Raw genomic sequence first — 20,493 nt, 5'->3', positions numbered from 1 at the left:
CGCCAACCGACTCGATTGTGACGATACGGACTTCGAAAACCCGGCGGACGGATTTACTTGCCGAAGCCCGCCTTGCGCAGAGCGTCGGCCATCGACCCGGCAGCAGGCGCGCGGTTGTCCGGTCGCTGCTCGCGTCCGCCCTGGCGTCCGCCATTTCCTCGTTGCTGACCCTGCCCCTGACGCTGGCCCTGCGGCTGGCCCTGACGCTGGGGTTGCCCACCTCGCTGGCCTTCGGACTTGCGGGGCGCTCCCACCTCGTCGTCGAGACGAAGCGTCAGCCCGATGCGTTGGCGTGCCTCGTCCACTTCGAGGACCTTCACCTTGACGACGTCACCTGACTTGACGACCTCGCGTGGGTCCTTGACGAAGTTGTGTGACATCGCCGAGACGTGAACCAGACCGTCCTGATGAACTCCGATGTCGACGAAGGCACCGAAGGCTGCGACGTTGGTGACCACGCCTTCGAGGGTCATGCCGGGCTTGAGATGCGCGACCTTCTCGATACCTGCGGCAAAGGTTGCGGTCTTGAATTCGGGTCGTGGATCTCGTCCCGGCTTCTCCAACTCGGAGATGATGTCGGTGACGGTCGGTAGACCGAATCGCTCGTCGACGTAGTCGGACGCCTTGACCGATCGAAGTGCCTGCGAGTTTCCGATCACGGTGCGCACGTCCCCGCCTGCACTCGCGACGATCTTGCGAACCACCGGATATGCCTCCGGGTGGACGCTCGACGCGTCGAGAGGGTCGTCGCCGTCGGTGATCCGCAGGAAGCCTGCGCACTGCTCGAATGCCTTGGGTCCCAGGCGGGAGACATCCTTGAGACCCTTGCGGGATTTGAACGGACCGTTCTGGTCCCGATGCGCGACGATACTCTCTGCAAGGGATCCTGCAATTCCGGACACCCGAGCAAGCAGCGGCACGGACGCGGTGTTGACGTCGACGCCGACCGAGTTGACGGCATCCTCGACGACGGCGTCGAGGGAACGCGAGAGCAGCGATTCGGTGATGTCGTGCTGGTACTGACCGACGCCGATGGACTTGGGATCGATCTTGACCAACTCCGCCAACGGATCCTGCAAGCGACGCGCAATGGACACCGCACCGCGAATCGAGACGTCGAGGTCGGGAAGTTCCTGCGACGCGTAGGCCGAAGCCGAGTACACCGATGCGCCTGCCTCGGAGACGACGATCTTGGTCAGGTTGGGCGCGCCGGTCTTCTTGATCAGTTCGGTAGCGAGCGTGTCGGTCTCGCGTGAGGCCGTGCCGTTGCCGATGGCGATCAGTTCGACGCCGTGTTCGGCGACCAGTCCGGCAAGCGTCGCGAGAGCCGCGTCCCACTTGTTCTGCGGCTGGTGCGGGTAAATCGTCTCGTAGGCAACAACTTTGCCGGTTCCGTCGACGACGGCAACCTTCGTTCCGGTGCGGAATCCGGGGTCGAGTCCCATGGTGGGTCGGGCGCCGGCGGGAGCTGCGAGGAGTAGATCCTTGAGGTTGGTGGCGAAGACGTCGACGGCGTCCTTTTCGGCCGACTGCCGCAGACGCATCCGAGTGTCGATACCGAGCGTGACGGCGAACTTCGTCTTCCACGCCCACTTGACGGTGTCGAGAAGCCACCCGTCGGCGGCCCGACCACGGTCGGCGATCTCGAACCGCGACGCGATGCGGCCTTCGTAGACCGTGCGCTCCCCCGGCGCGAGTTCTTCGGTGTCTGCCGCCATGTTGAGCGACAGCACTTCTTCCTTCTCGCCGCGCAGGACGGCGAGGATGCGGTGCGAGGGCAATTTGGAGAACGGTTCCGAGAACTCGAAGTAGTCAGCAAACTTCGAGCCATCGGTTTCCTTGCCTTTGCGGACCGAGGAGACGACCTGGCCGCGATTCCACATCAGCTCACGCAATTCACCGACCAGATCGGCGTCCTCGGCGAAGCGCTCGACGAGGATCGACCGGGCACCGTCGAGCTGCTCGTCCGAATACTTCGCGGGATCGGTGGTGGGATCTCCGATGAGAGCATCGGCGACGGGCTCGTGGCCGGCCTCGCGGGCGATCTGCGCCTTGGTGCGCCGCTTCGGCTTGAAGGGGAGGTAGATGTCCTCCAGCCGCGCTTTCGTCTCGGCCAGCATGATCTGACCGCGCAGTTGATCGTCGAGTTTGCCCTGAGAGTCGATCTCCGTGAGCACGGCGTCACGACGGTCGTCGAGCTCGCGGAGATACCGCAGCCGCTCGTCCAGGAGTCGCAGCTGGGCGTCGTCGAGCGTGCCGGTGACTTCCTTGCGGTACCGGGCGATGAAGGGCACCGTGGCTCCGCCGTCGAGAAGGTCGACTGCTGCTGCAACCTGGCCTTCGCGGACGTCGAGTTCCTCGGCAATGCGCTGGTTCACGGTCTTGAGAATCACGAGATCCGACCCTACCGCTATCCTGAGACAAGAAGATCGGCAACAGTGCCGTGTCAGGGCTACCGGGGGAAACAAATGAGTACGCGGTACGTCCGGATTGCCGCAATGGTGGCCGCAGTTACTTTTGCGGCTTCGTGCAGCGGTGGACAGAACCCGGATGATCCGATGCAGACCCCCGCCTTTCCCGACACCAATGTTCCGGTAGCCGAGACCCTCGACGGCCGTCTGGGACAGGCTCAGGTAGCTGCGCTCGGGCGTGGTGCGGACGTCTCCATCGCCATCCTCGACCGCTCCTCGGACAAGTACCTCGACGTCGCCGGTGACCAGCAGATCGAAACAGCCTCGGTGGCAAAACTTTTCATCGCCGAGGATCTACTTCATCAGGATGCGCGCGGTGAGCGACCCATCACGGACGACGATCGCACCCTCATGGCGGCGATGCTCGAATCCTCCGACGACACCGCAGCCAACCTCCTGTGGGACGAGGTCGGCGGCCAAGAGGTGATCACCCGCGTCGCCGAGCGTTACGCACTGACCGCGACGACGCCGCCCTGGGACGGAATGTGGTGGAACACCGAGACCACGACACGTGACCTGGTCACCTTCTACAGCGGTGTCCTCGACGACTCCGATCAACTCGGACCTGAACGGGTCGAGCAGTTCGTCGAGTACCTGCGGCAATCCACTCCCGAAGGAACCGACGGTTACGACCAGAGATTCGGCCTGCCCGAGGCCTTGTTCGGCGAGCCCGTCATAGGAGTCAAACAGGGCTGGATGTGCTGTGTCGAGGACAAGTGGATCCATCTGTCCACCGGCATCGTCGGTGACGACAACCGATACATCATCGCGATCGGTTCGCGAGAAGACGTCCAGTACACGGATGAGGACAGCTTCTATCCCGACACCTCGTTCACCGATGCCGTCGACGACGAAAGTGCACTGCACGCACGCGACACGGTCACCGGCGTCACGCAGATTCTCTTCCCGAGCGGAAGCATCGACGACTGGGCAGCGGCATCCACGACCGCGGATTCGGCGATGCCCGAAGCTTCCGGGCCCTGATTCGATCCACGCGGTCGTGTTCGTCCTCAAGCCTGCTTGTACTCGAGCACCGAACCGATGACACGGTCCTGTTGTTCGAACGTGAGCATGGGCCACAGCGGCAGTCGAAGGATCGACGCGGAGAACTCGGCACTACGCACGCACGGCTGCGGTGTTCGTCCGTAGCGCACACCGGCCGCACTCGTATCGAGCGGAACGTAGTGGAACGGCGCCACGATTCCGTCACCGGCAAGGTGCCGAATCAAGCCGTCACGGCTCTCTTCGGTCGGCATCTTGAGATAGAACAGGTGCGCAGTGTGCTCGCGATCATCGGGCACCGCCATGGGCACGACACCGTTCGCGGCCGCCCACTCGCCCAGACTCACGCTGTAGGCATCCCAGACGCGATGCCTGGCCGCCTGAATCGCGTCGAACTCGGAGAGTTGTGCGTCGAGGACGGCGGCATTGAGTTCACTGGGCAGATAACTCGACCCGATGTCCTGCCACGAATACTTGTCGACCTGCCCGCGCAGGAAACGCGCACGGTCGGTCCCCTTCTCACGGATGATTTCGGCGCGAGTCATCAACTGATCGTCGGAGAGCAACAGCGCGCCGCCCTCACCGCAGTGAACGTTCTTGGTGTCGTGAAAACTCTGCGTTCCGATAGTTCCGATGGTGCCGAGCGAGCGCCCGCGCCACTTTCCGCCGAGTCCGTGAGCGTTGTCTTCGATCAACGCAACGCCGTGGAGTTCCGCGAGGTCGAGGAGAGGTTCCATGTCCGCGGCGACTCCGCCGTAATGCATGACCAGTACAGCTTTGGTGCGTTCGGTGATCGCCGCCGCGACGCACGCCGGGTCGATGTTGCCGGTACTCGGATCGATGTCGACGAAAACAACAGTGGCCCCGCGCAACGCGACGGCGGTCGCCGCCGAACTGAACGCGAAGCTCGGAACTATTACCTCGTCGCCCGGGCCCAATTCGAGCAGCAGCGCACCCAATTCGAGTGCATGCGTGCACGAGGTGGTCAGCAGAGCATGCGTGGATCCGGTGATCGCCTTGAGCGCTGCAGTCGCGGACTTGGTGAAACGTCCGTCACCGTGAATGTGGTCGGACTCCAGAACCGTTGCCAGATTCGACAATTCGTTCGATGCCCGATAGGGGCGGGAGAAGATGATGCGATCAGTGCTCACGACTACGCCGATCGATCGAGGTTCCGGGCCGCGGGGAGTCGACAGTCAGATACAGCGGCTTTCCGACAAGGACGTGCAGTGCCACACCGAGATATTCGGCAATGAGCCCGAGCGAGAACAGAATCGCACCCGAACAGACCAGCAGCGCCATGATGATCGACGCCCATCCTTCGGGATCATTGTTGTCGCCGGTCATGGCCCCGATGAAGATCACCGCGGCCATGATCACGCCGGCCGACGCCAGGGTGACTCCGAGCAGGCTGACCAGCCGCAGACCGCGTGTTCCGCTACACAACACCATCTTCCAGAACAACGAGAACAAACGGCGGTAGTTGTACCCGGATTCTTCGCGGCCTTCGGCTCGAAGTGTCACCGGCGCCGTGGCCGTGTTACCGACAACCCACGTCAGCGCAACGTCCAGATACACGCCGTTGGCCGCGACGCCGGCCAACTGTCGGCCGATGTCACCGCGGATCAGGCGATAACTTTCGAATCTCGTCGAATCAGGGAACGCGAATACCGTCGCCAAGACGATCTTTGCGCCGCGCGAGGTCAGGTTCCGCAAGAATCCGTGCGGGCGTGTGTTCGTGGGTTTGGAATACACGAGATCGGATCGCTCCGTCAGCGCGGTGTCGAGGAAAGCCCCGATGTGCACCGGGTCGTGCTGGCCGTCCTCGTCCATCGTCACGATCCACTGTCCAGTTGCAGCGGCCATGCCGGCGATGGTCGCCGCGTCCTGGCCGTAGTTGCGGCTGAGCCACACGACACGCACCTGCTCGAAACGGCGCTCCAATTCGAGTAACACGACGTCGGAGCGGTCCGGGCCGTTGTCGTGAACCAGCACGATCTCGTCGACGGAGAACTGCGCACCACCGGGCGTCGCACTCGGTGTGCCCAGGCCGTCCAACTCCTCGACGAGCGCCGTGATCGTCTTTTCGCCCTGATAAACGGGCACTACGACGGAAATCGAGTGCACTCGCTTCCACTCCCTTCAGGGGGCTCGACTGGCGCCGAGAGACAGGCACGATCGGGCCCACACCGTCGCGAACTTTAACACGCAGAGATGTCTTGACTTCGGATGCCGGCGGCGCGTGACGCGCTCGCGTCTCCGTACGCCCCACCTGCCCTGTTAAGGTCTGGAACTCGTGGTGGAAACTCGCACTCTCGCCCGGGCAGACGTGTACAAGTGGGGCGCCGTCACGGCGATCGGTGTCATCGCCGGTTATCTGGCCGTGGTGCTCGCGAATGCTCGTCACTTCTACACCGACGACACCGAGTCCCAATACGCGCCGCTGTGGGTCATGCTCGGCCGCAGTCTGCGAGAAGGACACCTCCCGGTGCTCGTCCCCGAGAACTGGATGGCGGGCAACTACGCGATCGAGGAAGCAGGCCTTCTCAATCCACCGCAACTCCTGATCGACCTGATCGCACCGTCCTTCGACAACCTGGCGTTGTACGCGACGATCGTGAAGTTGATCTTCGCGATCATCCTTGCACTCGGCGTCTATCGGATCTGCCTCGAGTACGGCTCGAAGCCCACGTGGGCTGCCGTCGCCGGCGTCTCGATTCCGTTCACCGGTTTCCTGCTGTTCTTCGACTCGGCCAGTTGGATGACTGCCTTCACCGGCACTGCCTGGATGGTTCAGGCGTGGGCGTCGGCAATCCGCTACGCCCGAGGTAAGAGCGGTCCGATCCCGACCTTCGTGTTCTTGTATCTCGCGATGTCGGTCCAATATGTTTTCCCCGCAGTCGAATCCGGCTTGATGATCGGCGCGGTCGCAATCGGCGAAGTTGTCTATCAGCGGCGTTGGCTGCCGTCACTGCGGCTTCTGGCGGTGTCCGCGTGTGCCGCTCTGGCCGGTCTCGCGACGTATCTGCCGAGCCTGCTCACCGCGGACGTCACCTGGCGCGGTGCATCCGAAGTCAAGAACGATGCATTCCTCGCCGTCCCGTGGTCGGAATCGCTGAACGCGAGCCTGCCGAGCACGATGCCCGCGTTCACCTCGTGGTGGGGATACATCCAGACCATGCCCATGGTCTACATCGCCTGGTTCCTCATACCCGCCCTGGCATTCATCGACTGGGGCAAGGCACGCGCCGCGGCACGCGAATTGACCGCCGTCGGGATCTTCACGGTCGCCGTCCTCATGTGGACTGCCGGGCCGAGCACGATCGGCCCACTGCGGTGGCCCGCGCGCGTACTTCCGATGGTGGCCATCGGACTCCTGCTTCTGGTGTGCATCCTGCTCGGGCGTTACGCCACGACCGACAAGTTGCGCGGGCGCTGCGTTGCAGCGGGAATCCTCGTGGGCCTGCTTCTGATTCGGTCAGCCTCGGCAGCTCCCGGGCTCGCGAAATGGCATGTGATCTCAGCCCTGCTCGTTGCCGCACTCGGCGCCGCGATGGTCTGGCTCGGCCGTACCAAGGGCACTGCTTTCGCATGCCTCGTAGCGATCGTCGCGGTCTCCCCCATCGCCTACGCCCAGGTTCGGGCCGCGCAACCAACCCCGATGAGCTGGAACCTGCCCGAATCCCGCTCGGAGATGAAAGAGGCCTTCCCCGACTTCGAAGGCACGACACTGCAACTGGGCGACCGTGCACTCATCGCACCCGGGGACAAAACCCTCGACGGAGCGTACGGTTCCCTGGCTTTCGGCAACTACCCCAAAGACCTCGAACTGACCTACACCAGCGGCTACACCCCCAACGGGCACTTCTACTTCGGTGATCTGCTCTGCATGCGCTGGGACATGAGCGTCTGCCCCGACGCCTTTCGGCGCGCATTCACCGTCGAACCCACCACCGGCCGCACCATCGTCGACCTGATGAACGTGGACCGCGTCGTACTTCAGAACGCTCTCTACCCCGATGCACGCAAGAACCCGGCTCCCGACGGGTGGACATGGGTGGACTACCCCGGTCACGAGAACTACATCTCCGTGCTCGAACGCGTCGACGGCCCCGTCTCGACACGAAACGGCCGCATCGCCGATACCCGTGGCGTCGAAGCTGTTTCGACCGCGGAATCGAACATGTCGAGCACCCTTCGTGTCAGTTCGGAGACCGGCGGCAAGGTTGTGTTCGCACGGCTCGGCTGGCCCGGATATCGGGCGAGCATCGACGGTCAGCCTGTCCCGATCGACGTCGTCGCGAAGTCCTTTGTCACCGTGGACATTCCCGCCGGGACGAAGGACGCAGAGCTTGTCCTGACGTGGCGTCCCCCGGGATGGAAGGTCGGCGGCGCTTCGATGGTCGCCGGAGTCCTCGGACTCGGCGTGCTCGAGTGGATGCATCTGCGGACCCGACGCAAGGACGGGATCAACACCGTGAAAACCGAGTCTTCATGACCGAAGACATCGCATCACCCGAGAACCCCGGCCCACTGCTTCGGGTGGTCAAGCATCAACCCATCGCATTTGCCATTGTCGGAGTGGCTAATACGGCGATCGGATACGTGCTCTTCGTGATCTGGACACTGATCCTCGACAACAAGGATCTGTATCAAGTGGCTGTGATCGGCGCGTACTCCATCAGCGTCCTCATCGCTTTCGTTCTGCATCGGACTCTCGTTTTCCGCGTCCGCGGACATGTGGCACGCGACCTGGGAGCGTTCATCGTCGTCAATTCCGGTGGCCTGGTGCTGAATCTGATACTCGGAACAATCGCGGTGTCGATTCTGCATGCCCCGCCGCTTCCCGCCCAGGCGGTTGTCATGCTGATCGTCGCCGGTATGAGCTTCTTCGGTCATCGATACTTCTCGTTCCGCCGCAAACCTGCCGAACGACACTGACCTTCTACGATTCGCGGGGTAACGCTCGATCCACCGCCGCCTCGACGATCGTCCGAATATCTTCCTCTCCGAACAGGTCCGGCAATGTGAGTCGATCCAGTGCGAGCCAGTTCAGCGACAAATAGAGCAGGCGAACGGTCATCGCATCACCCGGCACGCCCGACGCCAGATGATTGGCTACGTTCAGATCGAAGTCTTCTCGGATGCGGACGGTCAGCACCGCTCGCAGGTCCGGTCGACGCGTCGCCTCCAGTCGCAACTCCATGAGCGCGAGGAAACCCGTTCCGAACGAGGTGACGCGCTCGACCACGTCGAGCATGAGCGTCACCAGGCGCTCACGATCGGTGCCGTTGACGGGATCGATCATCCCTTCGAGGTCCTCCGGAATCAGTCGCTCGTAGATCCGGCCACCCGCTTGAGTGAGCAGGTCGTCGCGATTGGAGAAGTAGTTCGACGCTGTCCCGTTCGGCACTGCTGCCTGGGCGTCGACGGCTCGAAACGTCAAGCCTCGAGCACCCTCTCGGGCCAACACCTCGATTGCCGCGTCGATCAGGGCAAGCCGGCGTTCCGGGTTCTTTCGCACTTGACATCACTCCTGACACAACCCTAAATTAAACCACTACAAACATAGTACTACGAAGGGAGCGCGTTATGCGAAAGCTTGTGTACTACGTGGGAGCCTCCCTCGACGGATACATCGCGGGGCCTGGTGGCGAATTCGACTTCCTCCCGGTCTCCGAACAGATCACGGCCTGGATATGCGATCGATATCCTGAAACCGTGCCAACGCATGTGCGGCCCGCTCTCGGAATCGAGGACGCGCCCAACAGGACCTTCGACACGGTCGTCATGGGCCGCGGCTCCTACGAGCCCGGGCTGGCCGCCGGAGTGAAAAGCCCCTTCGCGCACCTGCGTCAGTTCGTCGTCTCCACAACCATCCCTGACGCCGAGGATCCCCCCGTCACCATCGTTCGCGCCGACCCGCTTGGGGTAGTCAGATCCCTCAAAGAGGAAGAAGGACAAGATATCTGGCTGTGTGGCGGCGGAACTCTCGCCGGCGAACTACTACCGGAGATCGACGAGTTGATCATCAAGAGGTACCCGGTAGTCGCCGGCGCAGGCATACCGATGATCAGAGGTAACTTCGAGCCGACACCGTTCACACCGACTGCAACCGAATCGCTCGACGACGGCGCAAGCATCACCTGGTTGAAGCGAAATACCTAAGGAAGAAGATCCGGTCGACGCTCGGCCGTGCGCTGCAGCGACTGCTCATGGCGCCACGCCTTGATCTTCGCGTGATCTCCGGAAAGCAGAACAGGCGGGACCTCGAGATCACGCCACACGGCGGGGCGAGTGTAACTGGGCCCTTCGAGAAGGCCGTCGGAAAACGAATCCTCTTGGTGTGAAAGCTGATTGCCGAGAACGCCGGGCATCAGTCGCACGACAGCCTCGACCATCACCAGCACCGCTGCTTCGCCGCCGATCAGGACGTAATCGCCGATGCTGACTTCTTCGACTCTGACCCGCTTGGCGGCGTCGTCGAAAACCCGTTGATCGATACCTTCGTATCGGCCGCAGGCGAAGACGAGGTGCTTGGCGTTGGACCAGCGGTGCGCGGTCTCCTGGGTGAACGGAACGCCGGCGGGAGTGGGCACCACCAGAATGGTCTCGGCATCATCGGGGCCGGAAGAATCGGAGCGCCCGATCACGTCGTCCAGTGCCGGGCCCCAGACGGTGGGTTTCATGACCATGCCGGGTCCGCCGCCGTACGGGGAATCGTCGACGGCTTTGTGTACGTCATGGGTCCACGACCGCAGATCGTGGACGTCGACCGAGATCAAGCCGCGTTCGATTGCCTTGCCCAGCAAGGCAGCACGAAGCGGTTCGAGATACTCGGGAAAGATGGTGACTACATCGAGACGCATGACAAGCGATCAGTCGCTGTCGGCGTTCGAATTGTCGCTGTTCGACTTGTCACCGAAGTCCGGGTCGAGCAGTCCCTCGGGGGGCTCGATCACCACGACGCCGTCGGCGATCGACACCGAGGTGACGATGGCTGCGACAAACGGGATCAGCAATTCACCGGACGTCTCACCGGCGCGGCGAATCGATAGCAATTCACCTGCGGCGGAATGCAATACCTCGATGACCGAACCGATCTCGGTGCCGTCCGTGAGGACGACCTTCAGTCCTTCGAGTTCGTGATCGTAGAACTCGTCCGGATCATCCGAAGGCTCGAGTTCGGAACTGTCGATGACAAACAGTGTGCCGCGCAACGCATCTGCGTCGCCACGGTCACTGACGCCTTCCAGGCGCAGCAGAAGCCGCCCGGAATGATCCCGGGCGGCTTCCACTGTGTACGACTTCAGTGTGGACTCGCGCGGCTTGCGCCCACGCAGCACGGAACCTACGGCAAAACGATCCTCGGGCTCGTCTGTACGAACCTCGACTACCAATTCACCTTTGATGCCATGCGACTTCGCGACACGACCGACTACGAGTTCCACCTGTTTACTGCCGTCTACTGATCGGTGTCGACGACATCAACACGGATACCGCGGCCACCGATGCCGGAGACCAAGGTCCGCAGAGCGGTCGCCGTGCGACCACCCCGACCGATGACCTTGCCGAGATCGTCGGGGTGCACGTGCACCTCGACGGTCCGTCCCCGACGTCCGGTGATCAGCTCGACACGCACATCGTCGGGATTGGCGACGATGCCACGCACGAGATGCTCTACCGCATCAGCGACGACGGCACTCACTTGTCAGCAGCCTCGGCGTCTGCAGCGGGAGCCTCGGCGTCAGCCGCGGTGTCTTCTGCCTTGGCCTCGTCAGCCTTTGCAGCCTTCTTCTTCTTGGGGGTGATTGCTTCTGCAACCGGCTCGTTCTCGGCCTGCGCGAGCGCAGCCTGGAAGAGCTCGAGCTTGGTGGGCTTGGCTTCCTTGACGCGCAGGGTGCCTTCGGTGCCCGGCAGGCCCTTGAACTTCTGCCAGTCACCGGTGATCTTGAGGAGTGCCTCGACGGGCTCGGTGGGCTGTGCGCCCACGGACAGCCAGTACTGAGCGCGCTCGGAATCGATGTCGATCAGCGAGGGCTCTTCCTTGGGGTGGTACTTGCCGATGGTCTCGATCGCACGGCCGTCACGACGGGTGCGCGAGTCGGCGATGACAACGCGGTACTGAGCGTTGCGGATCTTGCCGAGGCGGGTGAGCTTGATTTTGACAGCCACAGCTGCAGTTCTCCTTCAGCGCGCACAACAGTGCTGCGCATGTCACGTGCAATTCAGCGACCCACACGATTTGTGAGCCCGGTTTTGCCTCTATCCTGTGACCGTCGCAGCGGTACGTAACCGGTTGCGACGAACAATGGTCCATTGTGCCAGATGGGTGGGCTCGTTCGGAAACCACCCTGTGCGCGCTTCGAGAGAGCGGGGACTCCCTAACCGCTCACGGGGGTTCCGCGGAGGATCACACGCATCGGCTTCGCGAGCACATCGGGGTTTCCGCGCGGATCTTCGGAATAAACCACCAGGTCGGCGGGCGCTCCTTCTTCGATCCCCTGCGCACCCAACCAACTCCGCGCGTCCCAGCAGCCTGCGCCCAGCGCCTGATGCGCCGTCAAACCGGCAACTTCGAGTTCGGCGATCTCGTCGGCGATCCGCCCGTGCCTGATCGATCCGCCGGCATCCGTTCCGGCATAGATCGGAATCCCGGCCTCGTGAGCGGCACCGATCGTCCGATGTCGACGAGCATGCAGATCCCGCATGTGCGCCGCGTAGATCGGATACCGCGTGGCGGAGTCCGCGATCTCGGGGAAAGTTGCGATGTTGATCAGCGTCGGAACCAAGGCCGTGCCGTGAGCGACCATCAACTCGATGGTTGCGTCCGTCAATCCGGTGCCGTGCTCGATGCAGTCGATGCCGGCGTTGATCAGGCCGGGCAGAGCATCCTCGGCAAAGACGTGAGCGGTGACCCTTGCGCCTTCGGCATGGGCGGCAGCGATGGCCTCGACCAGAATCTCGTCGCTCCACAACGGGGCGAGGTCACCGATGGAACGATCGATCCAGTCCCCGACGAGCTTGACCCAACCGTCACCGGCGCGTGCCTGACGCACCACCTCGGCCGGCAACTGAGATTCGTCGTCCAGGTCGACCGGCAGGCCCGGGATGTACCGCTTCGGTGCTGCGATGTGCTGGCCTGCGCGAATGATCCGCGGCAGATCGAGGCGCTCGTCGATGAACCTGGTGTCGACCGGCGATCCGGCGTCACGAAGCAACAGCACGCCCGCGTCACGTTCGGTCTTCGCCTGCCCCAGCAAGCCGTCGACGGTTTCGCCGCCGCCACCGCCGTAGCGGATACCGACGTGACAGTGCGCATCCACGAGACCCGGTGTGATCCAACCCGATTCGACGATCGTCTCCGCACCGGACACCGGCTCGAAGGAGATCAGCCCGTCGACGATCCACAATTCGATCGGCTCGGCATCGGGCAGACCGATACCCCGCAGATGAAGCGCAGCCACCGACTACTTCTTGGGCAGCTTGAGCTGGGAGAGATCGATGCCTTCCAGTCCGGGCGGCAACTGATCGAGACCCTTGGGCATGTTCGACAGGTCGGGCATACCGGCCGGCATTCCGCCGGGCATACCCGGGAATCCGCCCATGCCGGGGAATCCTCCGCGCATCTTGGGCTGCGTCGGGCCCTTGCCGCCCTTCTTGCCCTTCTTGCCCCTCTTGCTGCGAACCTGCTTACGCGCGCCGGGCATACCCATACGGCCGGCCATGGCAGCCATCATCTTGCGGGCTTCGAAGAAACGGTCCACCAACTGGTTGACGTCGGAAACCTTGACGCCCGAACCGTTCGCGATGCGCAGTCTGCGTGAGGCGTTGATGATCTTCGGATCGTCGCGCTCGGCCGGCGTCATACCGCGGATGATGGCCTGAATGCGATCGAGTTGCTTCTCGTCGACGTTGGCCAGCGCGTCCTTCATGCCGCCGGCACCCGGCAACATACCGAGGAGGTTGCCGATCGGGCCCATCTTGCGGACGGCCATCATCTGATCGAGGAAGTCTTCGAGGGTGAGCTGACCGGAACCGATCTTCGCTGCGGTCGCTTCGGCCTGATCGGCGTCGAAAACCTGCTCGGCCTGCTCGATGAGGCTCAGGACATCGCCCATACCGAGGATCCGGCTGGCCATGCGATCGGGATGGAAGACGTCGAAGTCTTCGAGCTTCTCGCCGGTGGACGCGAAGAGGATCGGCTGGCCGGTGACCTCGCGGACGCTCAGCGCGGCACCACCGCGGGCGTCGCCGTCGAGCTTGGTGAGGACGACACCGGTGATGCCGACTCCCTCACGGAACGCGTCGGCCGTGCTGACCGCGTCCTGACCGATCATGGCGTCGAGGACGAAGATGGTCTCGTCCGGGTTGACGGCGTCACGGATACCGGCGGCCTGCGCCATCAGCTCCGAGTCGATACCGAGGCGACCGGCGGTGTCGACGATCACGACGTCGTAATGCTTGTTGCGTGCTTCTTCGACGCCGGCGCGGGCGACCTCGACGGGGTCGGCTGCGGACACGCCCAGTGCGTTCTCGCCGCCGCCGATGGAGGTACCGGGATGCGGCGCGAAGACTGCCGCGCCCGCACGCTCACCGACGATCTGAAGCTGAGTGACGGCGCCGGGACGCTGAAGGTCACAGGCGACGAGGAGGGGCGTGTGCCCCTGATCCTTGAGCCACTTGGCCAACTTTCCGGCCAGCGTGGTCTTACCGGAACCCTGCAGACCGGCCAACATGATGACCGTCGGCGGAGTCTTGGCGAACTGCAGTCGACGAGTTTCGCCGCCGAGAACCTCGACAAGCTCTTCGTTGACGATCTTGACGACCTGCTGAGCCGGGTTCAGTGCACCCGAGACCTCGGCGCCCTTGGCGCGTTCCTTGATCTTGGCGATGAAGCTGCGCACTACGGGAAGCGCTACGTCGGCCTCGAGCAGGGCAAGGCGGATCTCGCGGGCCGTAGCGTCGATGTCGGCGCCGGACAGACGACCCTTGCCACGCAGATCCTTGAGAGATCCGGTCAATCTGTCGGAAAGGGATTCGAACACCGAGTGCGCTCCTGAAGGTCGTGCGAGTTAGCCGTGGATATTCTCGGGCACCAGCCTAGCCGCTACGCCCGCACCGATCCCAGCCGATGCGGGCGTAACTGCCGAAACCGGTCCGTCAATCCTCTTTCTTCTTGGGTTGTGGCACCGGAACCACCGCCAGCACCGCCTCCTCGACGCGCTCTCGCGCCGCGCGGGTATCGGCCTCACCGAAGTCGAGGCAGAACGCGTCGACCACCGAGGAACCCAAGGTGGCGACCTTCGCCCACCGGATGTCGGCTCCACTGTGTTCGAGTGCTGCGGCCAGTCGGCAGAGCAGGCCGACGCGGTCCTCGGTACGCAATTCGAGGATCGCCTGACCGTCACCGGGCGCGTCGAACCAGATGACCCGCGGTGGCGCCTGCGCATAGAGCACCGGAACCGCGGAATCCTTGTTGGTCTGGATCGGGTCGTCCCACTGCTCTGCCCGTGCCTCCTCGTCCTTCGCGTCGAGAAGTTCGAGCAAATTCAGTTCACCGGCCGAAGCCCGGATCAATTCCTGCCGGAGCAGCACCGCCTGCGGGGGTGTGCCGAACCTCGGCGTCACGACAAACGAGTTGACCGCCGAACCTGCATGCGACCCCAGCGATGCGGAATGCACCCGCAACGACTGCAGCGCCAGAACTCCGGCAGCCCGAGACAGCAGCCCGGGAGCGTCGGGCGCGATGACGGTCACGACGTAGGTGTGCGCATTCTCGGCCGGAACGAGCGAGACGTGAACCCCGCCCTCCTCGGCGATGGCCAATTGCTCGGGAGCGAGTGGATCGGGTTGGGGGAGCTCCTCCCCTGCCATCAGCAAACGACAACGACGCACCAGCTCGCCGATCAACGACGACTTCCAGTCGCCCCAGACACCAGGCCCGGTGGCCAGCGAATCCGCTTCCGCCAACGAATGCAGGAGATCGAGAAGGGTCCCGTCTCCCTCGAGTGCGTCGACCACTCGCTGCACGGTTGCCGGATCGTCGAGGTCGCGACGGGTGGCGGTTTCCGGCAACAGCAAGTGGTATCGCACCATCGCCGTCAACGTCGCGACGTCGGAAGGCCAGAGTCCCAAGCGATTTCCGATCGCGGTGGCCAATTCGGCACCGACGACGCTGTGGTCTCCCCCTCGCCCCTTCCCGATGTCGTGGATCAACGCACCGAGCATGAGCAGATCCGGCCGAGCGACGCGAGTGGTGAATCCGCTTGCATACGCGGCGGTTTCGACCAGGTGCCGATCCACCGTCCACGTGTGGACGGCGTCGCGCGGCGGAAGATCGCGAATGGTCCCCCACTCCGGCAGGAGTCGACCCCAGAGCCCGGTCCGGTCCATCGCCTCGATCACCGGAACCGCACGCGATCCGGAACCCAGCACGACCAAGAGATCGTTGACTGCATTTTTCGGCCACGGCTCACGCAGTTCGGGGGCATTGTCTGCCAAGCGATTGAGCGTCGACGCGGAGATCGGCATGCCGTTGGTGGCCGCCGCTGCCGCGACCCGCATCACCAGACCGGGATCCTTCTTCGGTCTCGCATCGCGCGCCAGAACTACTTCGCCGGCATGCTCGACGACGCCCTCGTCCAGTGGCCGCCGCACCGGCGCGCGACGCAGCCGCGACAAACCACGCCGGGGCAAGGAGTTTCCGGCGGTACGGATACCGACGTCGACCGAATAGCTGATGGTGCGCGCCGATTCGCTGAGAAGGCGGGCCAGATCGAATCGATCACCGATCCGTAGCGCCGCACCGATCTCGTCGGCGTCCTGTGCTCGCAGTTGGTCGCGGGCGCGACCGGCAACGCGGTGAAGTTCGGTGCGCACGTCGAGCAACCGCCTGTGCGCAAGTGCCAGACCGCCGCCGGGCGAGTTGGGTCCCAGCCCCGGCATCCCGTCGGTCAATTGCGCGATGGACAGGGCGTTGAGCAGTTGGACGTCACGCAGCCCGCCACGACCGCTCTTGAGATCCGGTTCGGCGCGATGGGCGATCTCGCCGCTGCGCTCCCACCTCGTACGGGTCTGGGTGATCAATTCGTCGAATCGGCTGCGGATGTCCATGCGCCACTGTCGTCGGACACCACTGATCAACAAGTTGCTCAGCTCCACGTCGCCGGCGATGTGGCGTGCTTCGAGCATTCCGAGTGCTGCCGTCATGTCGGTGGCCGCAACCTGAAGCGCCTGCGGAAGCGTCCGCACGCTGTGGTCGAGTTTGATGTGCGCGTCCCACAGCGGGTACCACAGGCTGTCCGCGACCTGGGCCACGACTGCTGGGTCCATGTCGTCATGCAGCAGAATCAGATCGAGATCGGAATACGGCAGCAGTTCGCGTCGGCCGAGACCACCCACGGCGACGATGGCAAACCCACAATCCGGTTTGATGCCCAGTTCGGTCCCCTTGGTGGTCAACCAGAATTCGTGCAGATCGACCAGTGCATGTCGCAGCGCGGGGGCGTCGAGCCTCCTGTTCTTGACGCCTCCGGTGAGTAGGGCCTTGCGTGCGCGGGCCAGGTCCGCAGCTTCGTCGGATCCCCCTGACGAGACCGGCCCTGGCCCCGTCGCTTTCGCGACGGAACCAGGGCCGAAGTTCTCGGACCCTTTCGGGTCAGAGTGCATCGCCACCGCGTTCCCCGGTGCGAACCCGGATGACCGACTCGACTGGCGAAACCCACACCTTGCCGTCACCGATCTTGCCGGTTCGAGCGGCCTCGACGATCACCTCGACCACCTTGTCCACGGCCGCGTCGTCGACGACGACCTCGACCCGGACCTTGGGTACGAAGTCCACGGAGTACTCCGCGCCTCGGTACACCTCGGTGTGGCCCTTCTGTCGGCCGTAGCCCTGAACTTCGCTGACTGTCATACCCAGCACTCCGGCCTGCTCGAGTCCGGTCTTGACGTCCTCGAGCGTGAACGGCTTGACGATTGCTGTGATCAGCTTCATGTGCTCATCCCTTTCCAAACTCTGAAGTGCCTGAATTCACTTTAATCACGTGCTGATCACGCGAGGTCGTATGCGGTCTCTGCGTGTTCGGTCTCGTCGATGCCGCGTGCCTCGTCCTCGGCCGAGATTCGCCAGCCCAGGGGCTTGAGTGCGAAGCCGATGATCGTCGTCAGAACGCCGGTGAAGACGAGTGCTGCGAGTGCGATCACGATCTGAACCACCAGTTGCTTGTAGTCGCCGCCGTAGAAGAGGCCGGTTGCGGTGCCGAAGAATCCGATACCGATCGTGCCCCACAGGCCGGAGACAAGGTGAACACCGACGACGTCGAGCGAGTCGTCGAAGCCGAAGCGGAACTTCAGGCCGACAGCGAGAGCGGACAGGATGCCGGCTACTGCGCCGAGGAAGATGGAACCGACCGGGTTGAGCGCACCGGCAGCAGGGGTGATGGCGACCAGACCGGCGACCGCACCGGAAGCTGCGCCGAGGCTGGTGGCGTGGCCGTCACGAATACGCTCGGTAGCGAGCCAGGCCAGGACTGCGGCACACGTCGCGGTGGTCGTGTTGACCCAGGCGAGACCGGCGTTACCGTCGGCGGCGAATGCCGAGCCGGCGTTGAAGCCGAACCAACCGAACCAGAGGAGTGCGGCGCCGAGCATCACGAAGGGCAGGTTGTGCGGACGGAAGGCGGTCTTGCCGAAGCCGAGACGCTTGCCGACGATGAGTGCGAGGACCAGACCGGCCATACCCGCGTTGATGTGAACGACTGTGCCACCGGCGAAGTCGATCGGAGCGACGTTGGCGACGGTGACTCCGTCGTCGTTGACCGTGGTGCCGAAGAGCTTTGCCGCGATGCCGTCCTCGGAACCCGAGAGGAGTCCGCCGCCCCACACCATGTGTGCGAGCGGGAAGTAGACGACGGTGACCCAGATACCCGAGAACAGGAGCCAGGTGCCGAACTTGACCCGCTCGGCCAGGGCACCACTGATGAGGGCGGTGGTGATGATCGCGAATGTCACCTGGAACGCGATGTCGATGACGTTGGGGTAGCCCCAGGCGCCGGCGATGAAGTTGCCGTCAGCATCGGTGATGCTGTTCTTGAGGCCGAAGAACTCGAACGGGTTGGCAAAAATGCCCCCGATGTTCTCGGTGCCGTAGGACATCGACCATCCCCACAGAACGTAGATGACGCCGATGACGGCCATGGCCCCGAAGGACATCATCATCATGTTCAGGACGGACTTGGACCGAGACATCCCGCCGTAGAAGAAAGCGAGGCCGGGTGTCATCAGCAAGACCAGAGATGCAGCCATCAGCATCCATGCGGCGTTACCGGAGTTCGCCAACAAATCGTCGGTACTCACTTACTACCTCCTAGTCGCACGTGCCGGGCAGCACGTCGTTAAGGAGAAGAGTGCTGGGCTGGTGTTTCGTCCATGGCGCTGTCGCGTTTCGCAGACGTGAACCAATTGCCCAACTTTGTTGCAAACAGGTTTCGCCAGGGGGTTCTACCGACCCTGTGCGCCTTTTTGGTAGTTCGCGCTACCAAAAAGGCGCACGGGGGCGTCAGCCCAGGAGGGCGTCGACGAACGCACCCGGCTCGAACGGCGCCAGGTCGTCGGCACCTTCACCGAGGCCGACCAACTTCACCGGCACACCCAGTTCATGCTGAACCTGGAAGACGATTCCGCCCTTGGCGGTTCCGTCCAGCTTGGTCAGTACGACGCCGGTGATGTCCACGACCTCCGCGAACACTCGAGCCTGCGCCAATCCGTTCTGGCCGACCGTCGCATCGAGAACCAGCAGAACGTCGTCGACCGAGGCCTTCTTCTCGATAACCCGCTTGACCTTGCCGAGCTCGTCCATCAGACCGGTCTTGGTGTGCAGACGGCCGGCGGTGTCGATCAGGACCACGTCGACGCCGTCCGCGATGCCCCGTGAGACCGCGTCGAAGGCAATCGCAGCGGGATCGCCACCCTCCTTGCCACGAACAACTTCAGCGCCGACACGCTCGGCCCACGTCTGGAGCTGATCGGCGGCGGCGGCGCGGAACGTGTCCGCGGCACCGAGCACGACGCGACGACCGTCGGCGACGAGCACGCGAGCCAGCTTGCCGGTGGTGGTTGTCTTGCCGGTCCCGTTGACGCCGACGACGAGCAGAACAGCCGGGTGATCATCGTGCGGCAATGCGCGGATGGAGCGGTCCAGTTCGGGACGCAGTTCGGCGATCAACACCTCGCGCAGAAGGGCGCGGGCGGCAGCCTCGGTCCGGACGCTGCGGGCCGCCATCTGCTCACGAAGCTTCGTGACGACTTTTTCCGTGGTCGCGGAGCCGAGGTCCGCGATGAGGAGGGTGTCCTCGACTTCTTCCCACGAGTCCTCGTCCAGATCGCCGCCACCGAGCAGACCCAGCAAGCTCTTGCCGACTGCTGACTGCGAGCGGGAAAGGCGCCCGCGCAGTCGGTCCAACCGACCCTCGGTCGGGTCGATCTCGTCCAGCACGCGCGGTGCAGGCTCGACTGGCGCGGGAACGACGACAGGTTCGGGAACGACAGGTTCTTCGACAACAGGTTCTGCTACCGCTGGTTCTTCTACGACCGGCTTTTCGATTACCGGCTCTTCGACAACCGGTTCCTCGACAACAGCGGGTTCTTCGACAACCGGCTCCTCGACAACGGCCGGCTTCTCCGCAACCGGTTCTTCGACGATCGGTTTTTCGACGACAGGTTCTTCGACGACGGGCGGCATCTCGGCGACCGGCGGCGTCGGAACCACCGGAGGTGGCGCCGTTGCCGTCGACCCCTGACTGAAGTTGAACCCGCCACCGGCCTTGTAGCCGCCTGACTTGTCCTTCTCGGGGGCGCCGAGCTCCGGCTTCGTCTCGGGCGCCTTCAGCGATACCTGCCCCTTGCGGTAGCGCAGGAATCCGGCAACGAGAACGACGAGTAGTACGGCCGCTACAGCCGCGATGATGATCCAAGCCTGGGTAGTCACCGGCCCATTGTTTCAGGCTCCGACCCGGAA

Annotated in this window: 18 protein-coding genes; 4 read left to right on the top strand and 14 right to left on the bottom strand. The window is 63.6% G+C overall.

The genetic code is table 11. From position 1 onward, the window contains the following. Nucleotides 1-53: 53 nt before the first annotated feature. Nucleotides 54-2,393 (bottom strand): Tex family protein, encoded by a 2,340-nt coding sequence (locus A0W34_RS11940; RefSeq protein WP_007729297.1) that lies wholly within the window; start codon nucleotides 2,391-2,393, stop codon nucleotides 54-56. 75 nt (nucleotides 2,394-2,468) lie between these two features. Between A0W34_RS11940 and A0W34_RS11935 the strand changes: the two genes are divergently transcribed. Then, a complete protein-coding gene (locus A0W34_RS11935; protein WP_007729299.1) occupies nucleotides 2,469-3,455 on the top strand; it encodes a serine hydrolase in 987 nt (328 codons plus the stop codon). 26 nt (nucleotides 3,456-3,481) lie between these two features. Here the strand turns inward: A0W34_RS11935 and rffA are convergent, their stop codons facing one another. Together rffA and A0W34_RS11925 are read right to left on the bottom strand one after the other, a co-directional pair. Next, on the bottom strand, nucleotides 3,482-4,624 hold the full coding sequence (gene rffA, locus A0W34_RS11930) for a dTDP-4-amino-4,6-dideoxygalactose transaminase (protein WP_003942806.1): 1,143 nt from the start codon (nucleotides 4,622-4,624) through the stop codon (nucleotides 3,482-3,484). Further along, the gene (locus tag A0W34_RS11925) at nucleotides 4,614-5,600 is read right to left on the bottom strand and encodes a glycosyltransferase (protein ID WP_003942691.1); all 987 of its coding nucleotides are present in this window, start codon (nucleotides 5,598-5,600) and stop codon (nucleotides 4,614-4,616) included. Before A0W34_RS11925 ends, rffA begins: the two co-directional genes overlap by 11 nt. Before the next feature lie 172 nt (nucleotides 5,601-5,772). Here A0W34_RS11925 and A0W34_RS11920 point away from each other — a divergent pair, with 172 nt between their 5' ends. Together A0W34_RS11920 and A0W34_RS11915 are read left to right on the top strand one after the other, a co-directional pair. Beyond that, a complete protein-coding gene (locus tag A0W34_RS11920) occupies nucleotides 5,773-7,971 on the top strand; it encodes a hypothetical protein (protein ID WP_081558793.1) in 2,199 nt (732 codons plus the stop codon). After that, on the top strand, nucleotides 7,968-8,414 hold the full coding sequence (locus A0W34_RS11915; protein ID WP_058038622.1) for a GtrA family protein: 447 nt from the start codon (nucleotides 7,968-7,970) through the stop codon (nucleotides 8,412-8,414). The genes A0W34_RS11920 and A0W34_RS11915 overlap by 4 nt, the downstream gene beginning before the upstream one ends. A 4-nt stretch (nucleotides 8,415-8,418) precedes the next feature. On the opposite strand, the gene A0W34_RS11910 is transcribed toward A0W34_RS11915, so the two are convergent. Further along, the gene (locus tag A0W34_RS11910) at nucleotides 8,419-8,997 is read right to left on the bottom strand and encodes a TetR/AcrR family transcriptional regulator (protein WP_042450812.1); all 579 of its coding nucleotides are present in this window, start codon (nucleotides 8,995-8,997) and stop codon (nucleotides 8,419-8,421) included. 68 nt (nucleotides 8,998-9,065) lie between these two features. On the opposite strand from A0W34_RS11910, the gene A0W34_RS11905 reads away from it, so the two are divergent. Beyond that, nucleotides 9,066-9,641 carry a dihydrofolate reductase family protein gene (locus A0W34_RS11905; protein ID WP_042450814.1) on the top strand — a complete coding sequence of 192 codons (576 nt, stop codon included), beginning with the start codon at nucleotides 9,066-9,068 and terminating at the stop codon, nucleotides 9,639-9,641. Here A0W34_RS11905 and trmD read toward each other — a convergent pair. From trmD to ftsY, 10 genes are all read right to left on the bottom strand, one after another. Next, entirely contained in the window at nucleotides 9,638-10,342 is a 705-nt protein-coding gene (gene trmD / locus A0W34_RS11900; RefSeq protein ID WP_003942745.1) for a tRNA (guanosine(37)-N1)-methyltransferase TrmD, read from the bottom strand. The genes A0W34_RS11905 and trmD overlap by 4 nt on opposite strands. Before the next feature lie 9 nt (nucleotides 10,343-10,351). Continuing rightward, the gene (gene rimM, locus A0W34_RS11895) at nucleotides 10,352-10,924 is read right to left on the bottom strand and encodes a ribosome maturation factor RimM (protein WP_050656639.1); all 573 of its coding nucleotides are present in this window, start codon (nucleotides 10,922-10,924) and stop codon (nucleotides 10,352-10,354) included. 14 nt (nucleotides 10,925-10,938) lie between these two features. Further along, nucleotides 10,939-11,181 carry an RNA-binding protein gene (locus A0W34_RS11890; protein WP_003939023.1) on the bottom strand — a complete coding sequence of 81 codons (243 nt, stop codon included), beginning with the start codon at nucleotides 11,179-11,181 and terminating at the stop codon, nucleotides 10,939-10,941. Beyond that, nucleotides 11,178-11,648, bottom strand: coding sequence for a 30S ribosomal protein S16 (rpsP, locus tag A0W34_RS11885; RefSeq protein ID WP_003942818.1), 471 nt, complete (start codon nucleotides 11,646-11,648; stop codon nucleotides 11,178-11,180). Before rpsP ends, A0W34_RS11890 begins: the two co-directional genes overlap by 4 nt. 209 nt (nucleotides 11,649-11,857) lie before the next feature. Next, nucleotides 11,858-12,940, bottom strand: a complete 1,083-nt coding sequence (locus tag A0W34_RS11880) for an amidohydrolase family protein (protein ID WP_058038619.1) — start codon at nucleotides 12,938-12,940, stop codon at nucleotides 11,858-11,860. Nucleotides 12,941-12,943: 3 nt separating this feature from the next. Beyond that, nucleotides 12,944-14,521, bottom strand: a complete 1,578-nt coding sequence (gene ffh / locus A0W34_RS11875) for a signal recognition particle protein (protein WP_081557714.1) — start codon at nucleotides 14,519-14,521, stop codon at nucleotides 12,944-12,946. A gap of 115 nt (nucleotides 14,522-14,636) precedes the next feature. Beyond that, the gene (locus tag A0W34_RS11870) at nucleotides 14,637-17,144 is read right to left on the bottom strand and encodes a [protein-PII] uridylyltransferase (RefSeq protein WP_003942689.1); all 2,508 of its coding nucleotides are present in this window, start codon (nucleotides 17,142-17,144) and stop codon (nucleotides 14,637-14,639) included. Continuing rightward, nucleotides 17,134-17,472 (bottom strand): P-II family nitrogen regulator, encoded by a 339-nt coding sequence (locus tag A0W34_RS11865; protein ID WP_003942772.1) that lies wholly within the window; start codon nucleotides 17,470-17,472, stop codon nucleotides 17,134-17,136. Before A0W34_RS11865 ends, A0W34_RS11870 begins: the two co-directional genes overlap by 11 nt. Before the next feature lie 56 nt (nucleotides 17,473-17,528). Further along, nucleotides 17,529-18,788, bottom strand: coding sequence for an ammonium transporter (locus tag A0W34_RS11860; RefSeq protein ID WP_042450902.1), 1,260 nt, complete (start codon nucleotides 18,786-18,788; stop codon nucleotides 17,529-17,531). A 247-nt stretch (nucleotides 18,789-19,035) separates the two neighbouring features. Further along, nucleotides 19,036-20,463 carry a signal recognition particle-docking protein FtsY gene (gene ftsY, locus A0W34_RS11855; RefSeq protein WP_030535428.1) on the bottom strand — a complete coding sequence of 476 codons (1,428 nt, stop codon included), beginning with the start codon at nucleotides 20,461-20,463 and terminating at the stop codon, nucleotides 19,036-19,038. Nucleotides 20,464-20,493 lie beyond the last annotated feature (30 nt).

It is taken from the genome of Rhodococcus sp. BH4, assembly GCF_002079265.1.
Classification (GTDB): Bacteria; Actinomycetota; Actinomycetes; order Mycobacteriales; family Mycobacteriaceae; genus Rhodococcus_F; species Rhodococcus_F qingshengii.
The sequence above is the reverse complement of the archived record's forward strand: the minus strand, read 5'-3'. Positions and strand labels throughout refer to the sequence as shown.

Coding starts and splice junctions, on each gene's coding strand:
- A0W34_RS11935 (WP_007729299.1), top strand. CDS start 2,469: ATGAGTACGCGGTACGTCCGGATTGCCGCAATGGTGGCCGCAGTTACT.
- A0W34_RS11915 (WP_058038622.1), top strand. CDS start 7,968: ATGACCGAAGACATCGCATCACCCGAGAACCCCGGCCCACTGCTTCGG.
- A0W34_RS11905 (WP_042450814.1), top strand. CDS start 9,066: ATGCGAAAGCTTGTGTACTACGTGGGAGCCTCCCTCGACGGATACATC.
- trmD (WP_003942745.1), bottom strand. CDS start 10,342: ATGCGTCTCGATGTAGTCACCATCTTTCCCGAGTATCTCGAACCGCTT.
- A0W34_RS11870 (WP_003942689.1), bottom strand. CDS start 17,144: ATGCACTCTGACCCGAAAGGGTCCGAGAACTTCGGCCCTGGTTCCGTC.
- A0W34_RS11865 (WP_003942772.1), bottom strand. CDS start 17,472: ATGAAGCTGATCACAGCAATCGTCAAGCCGTTCACGCTCGAGGACGTC.
- A0W34_RS11860 (WP_042450902.1), bottom strand. CDS start 18,788: ATGCTGATGGCTGCATCTCTGGTCTTGCTGATGACACCCGGCCTCGCT.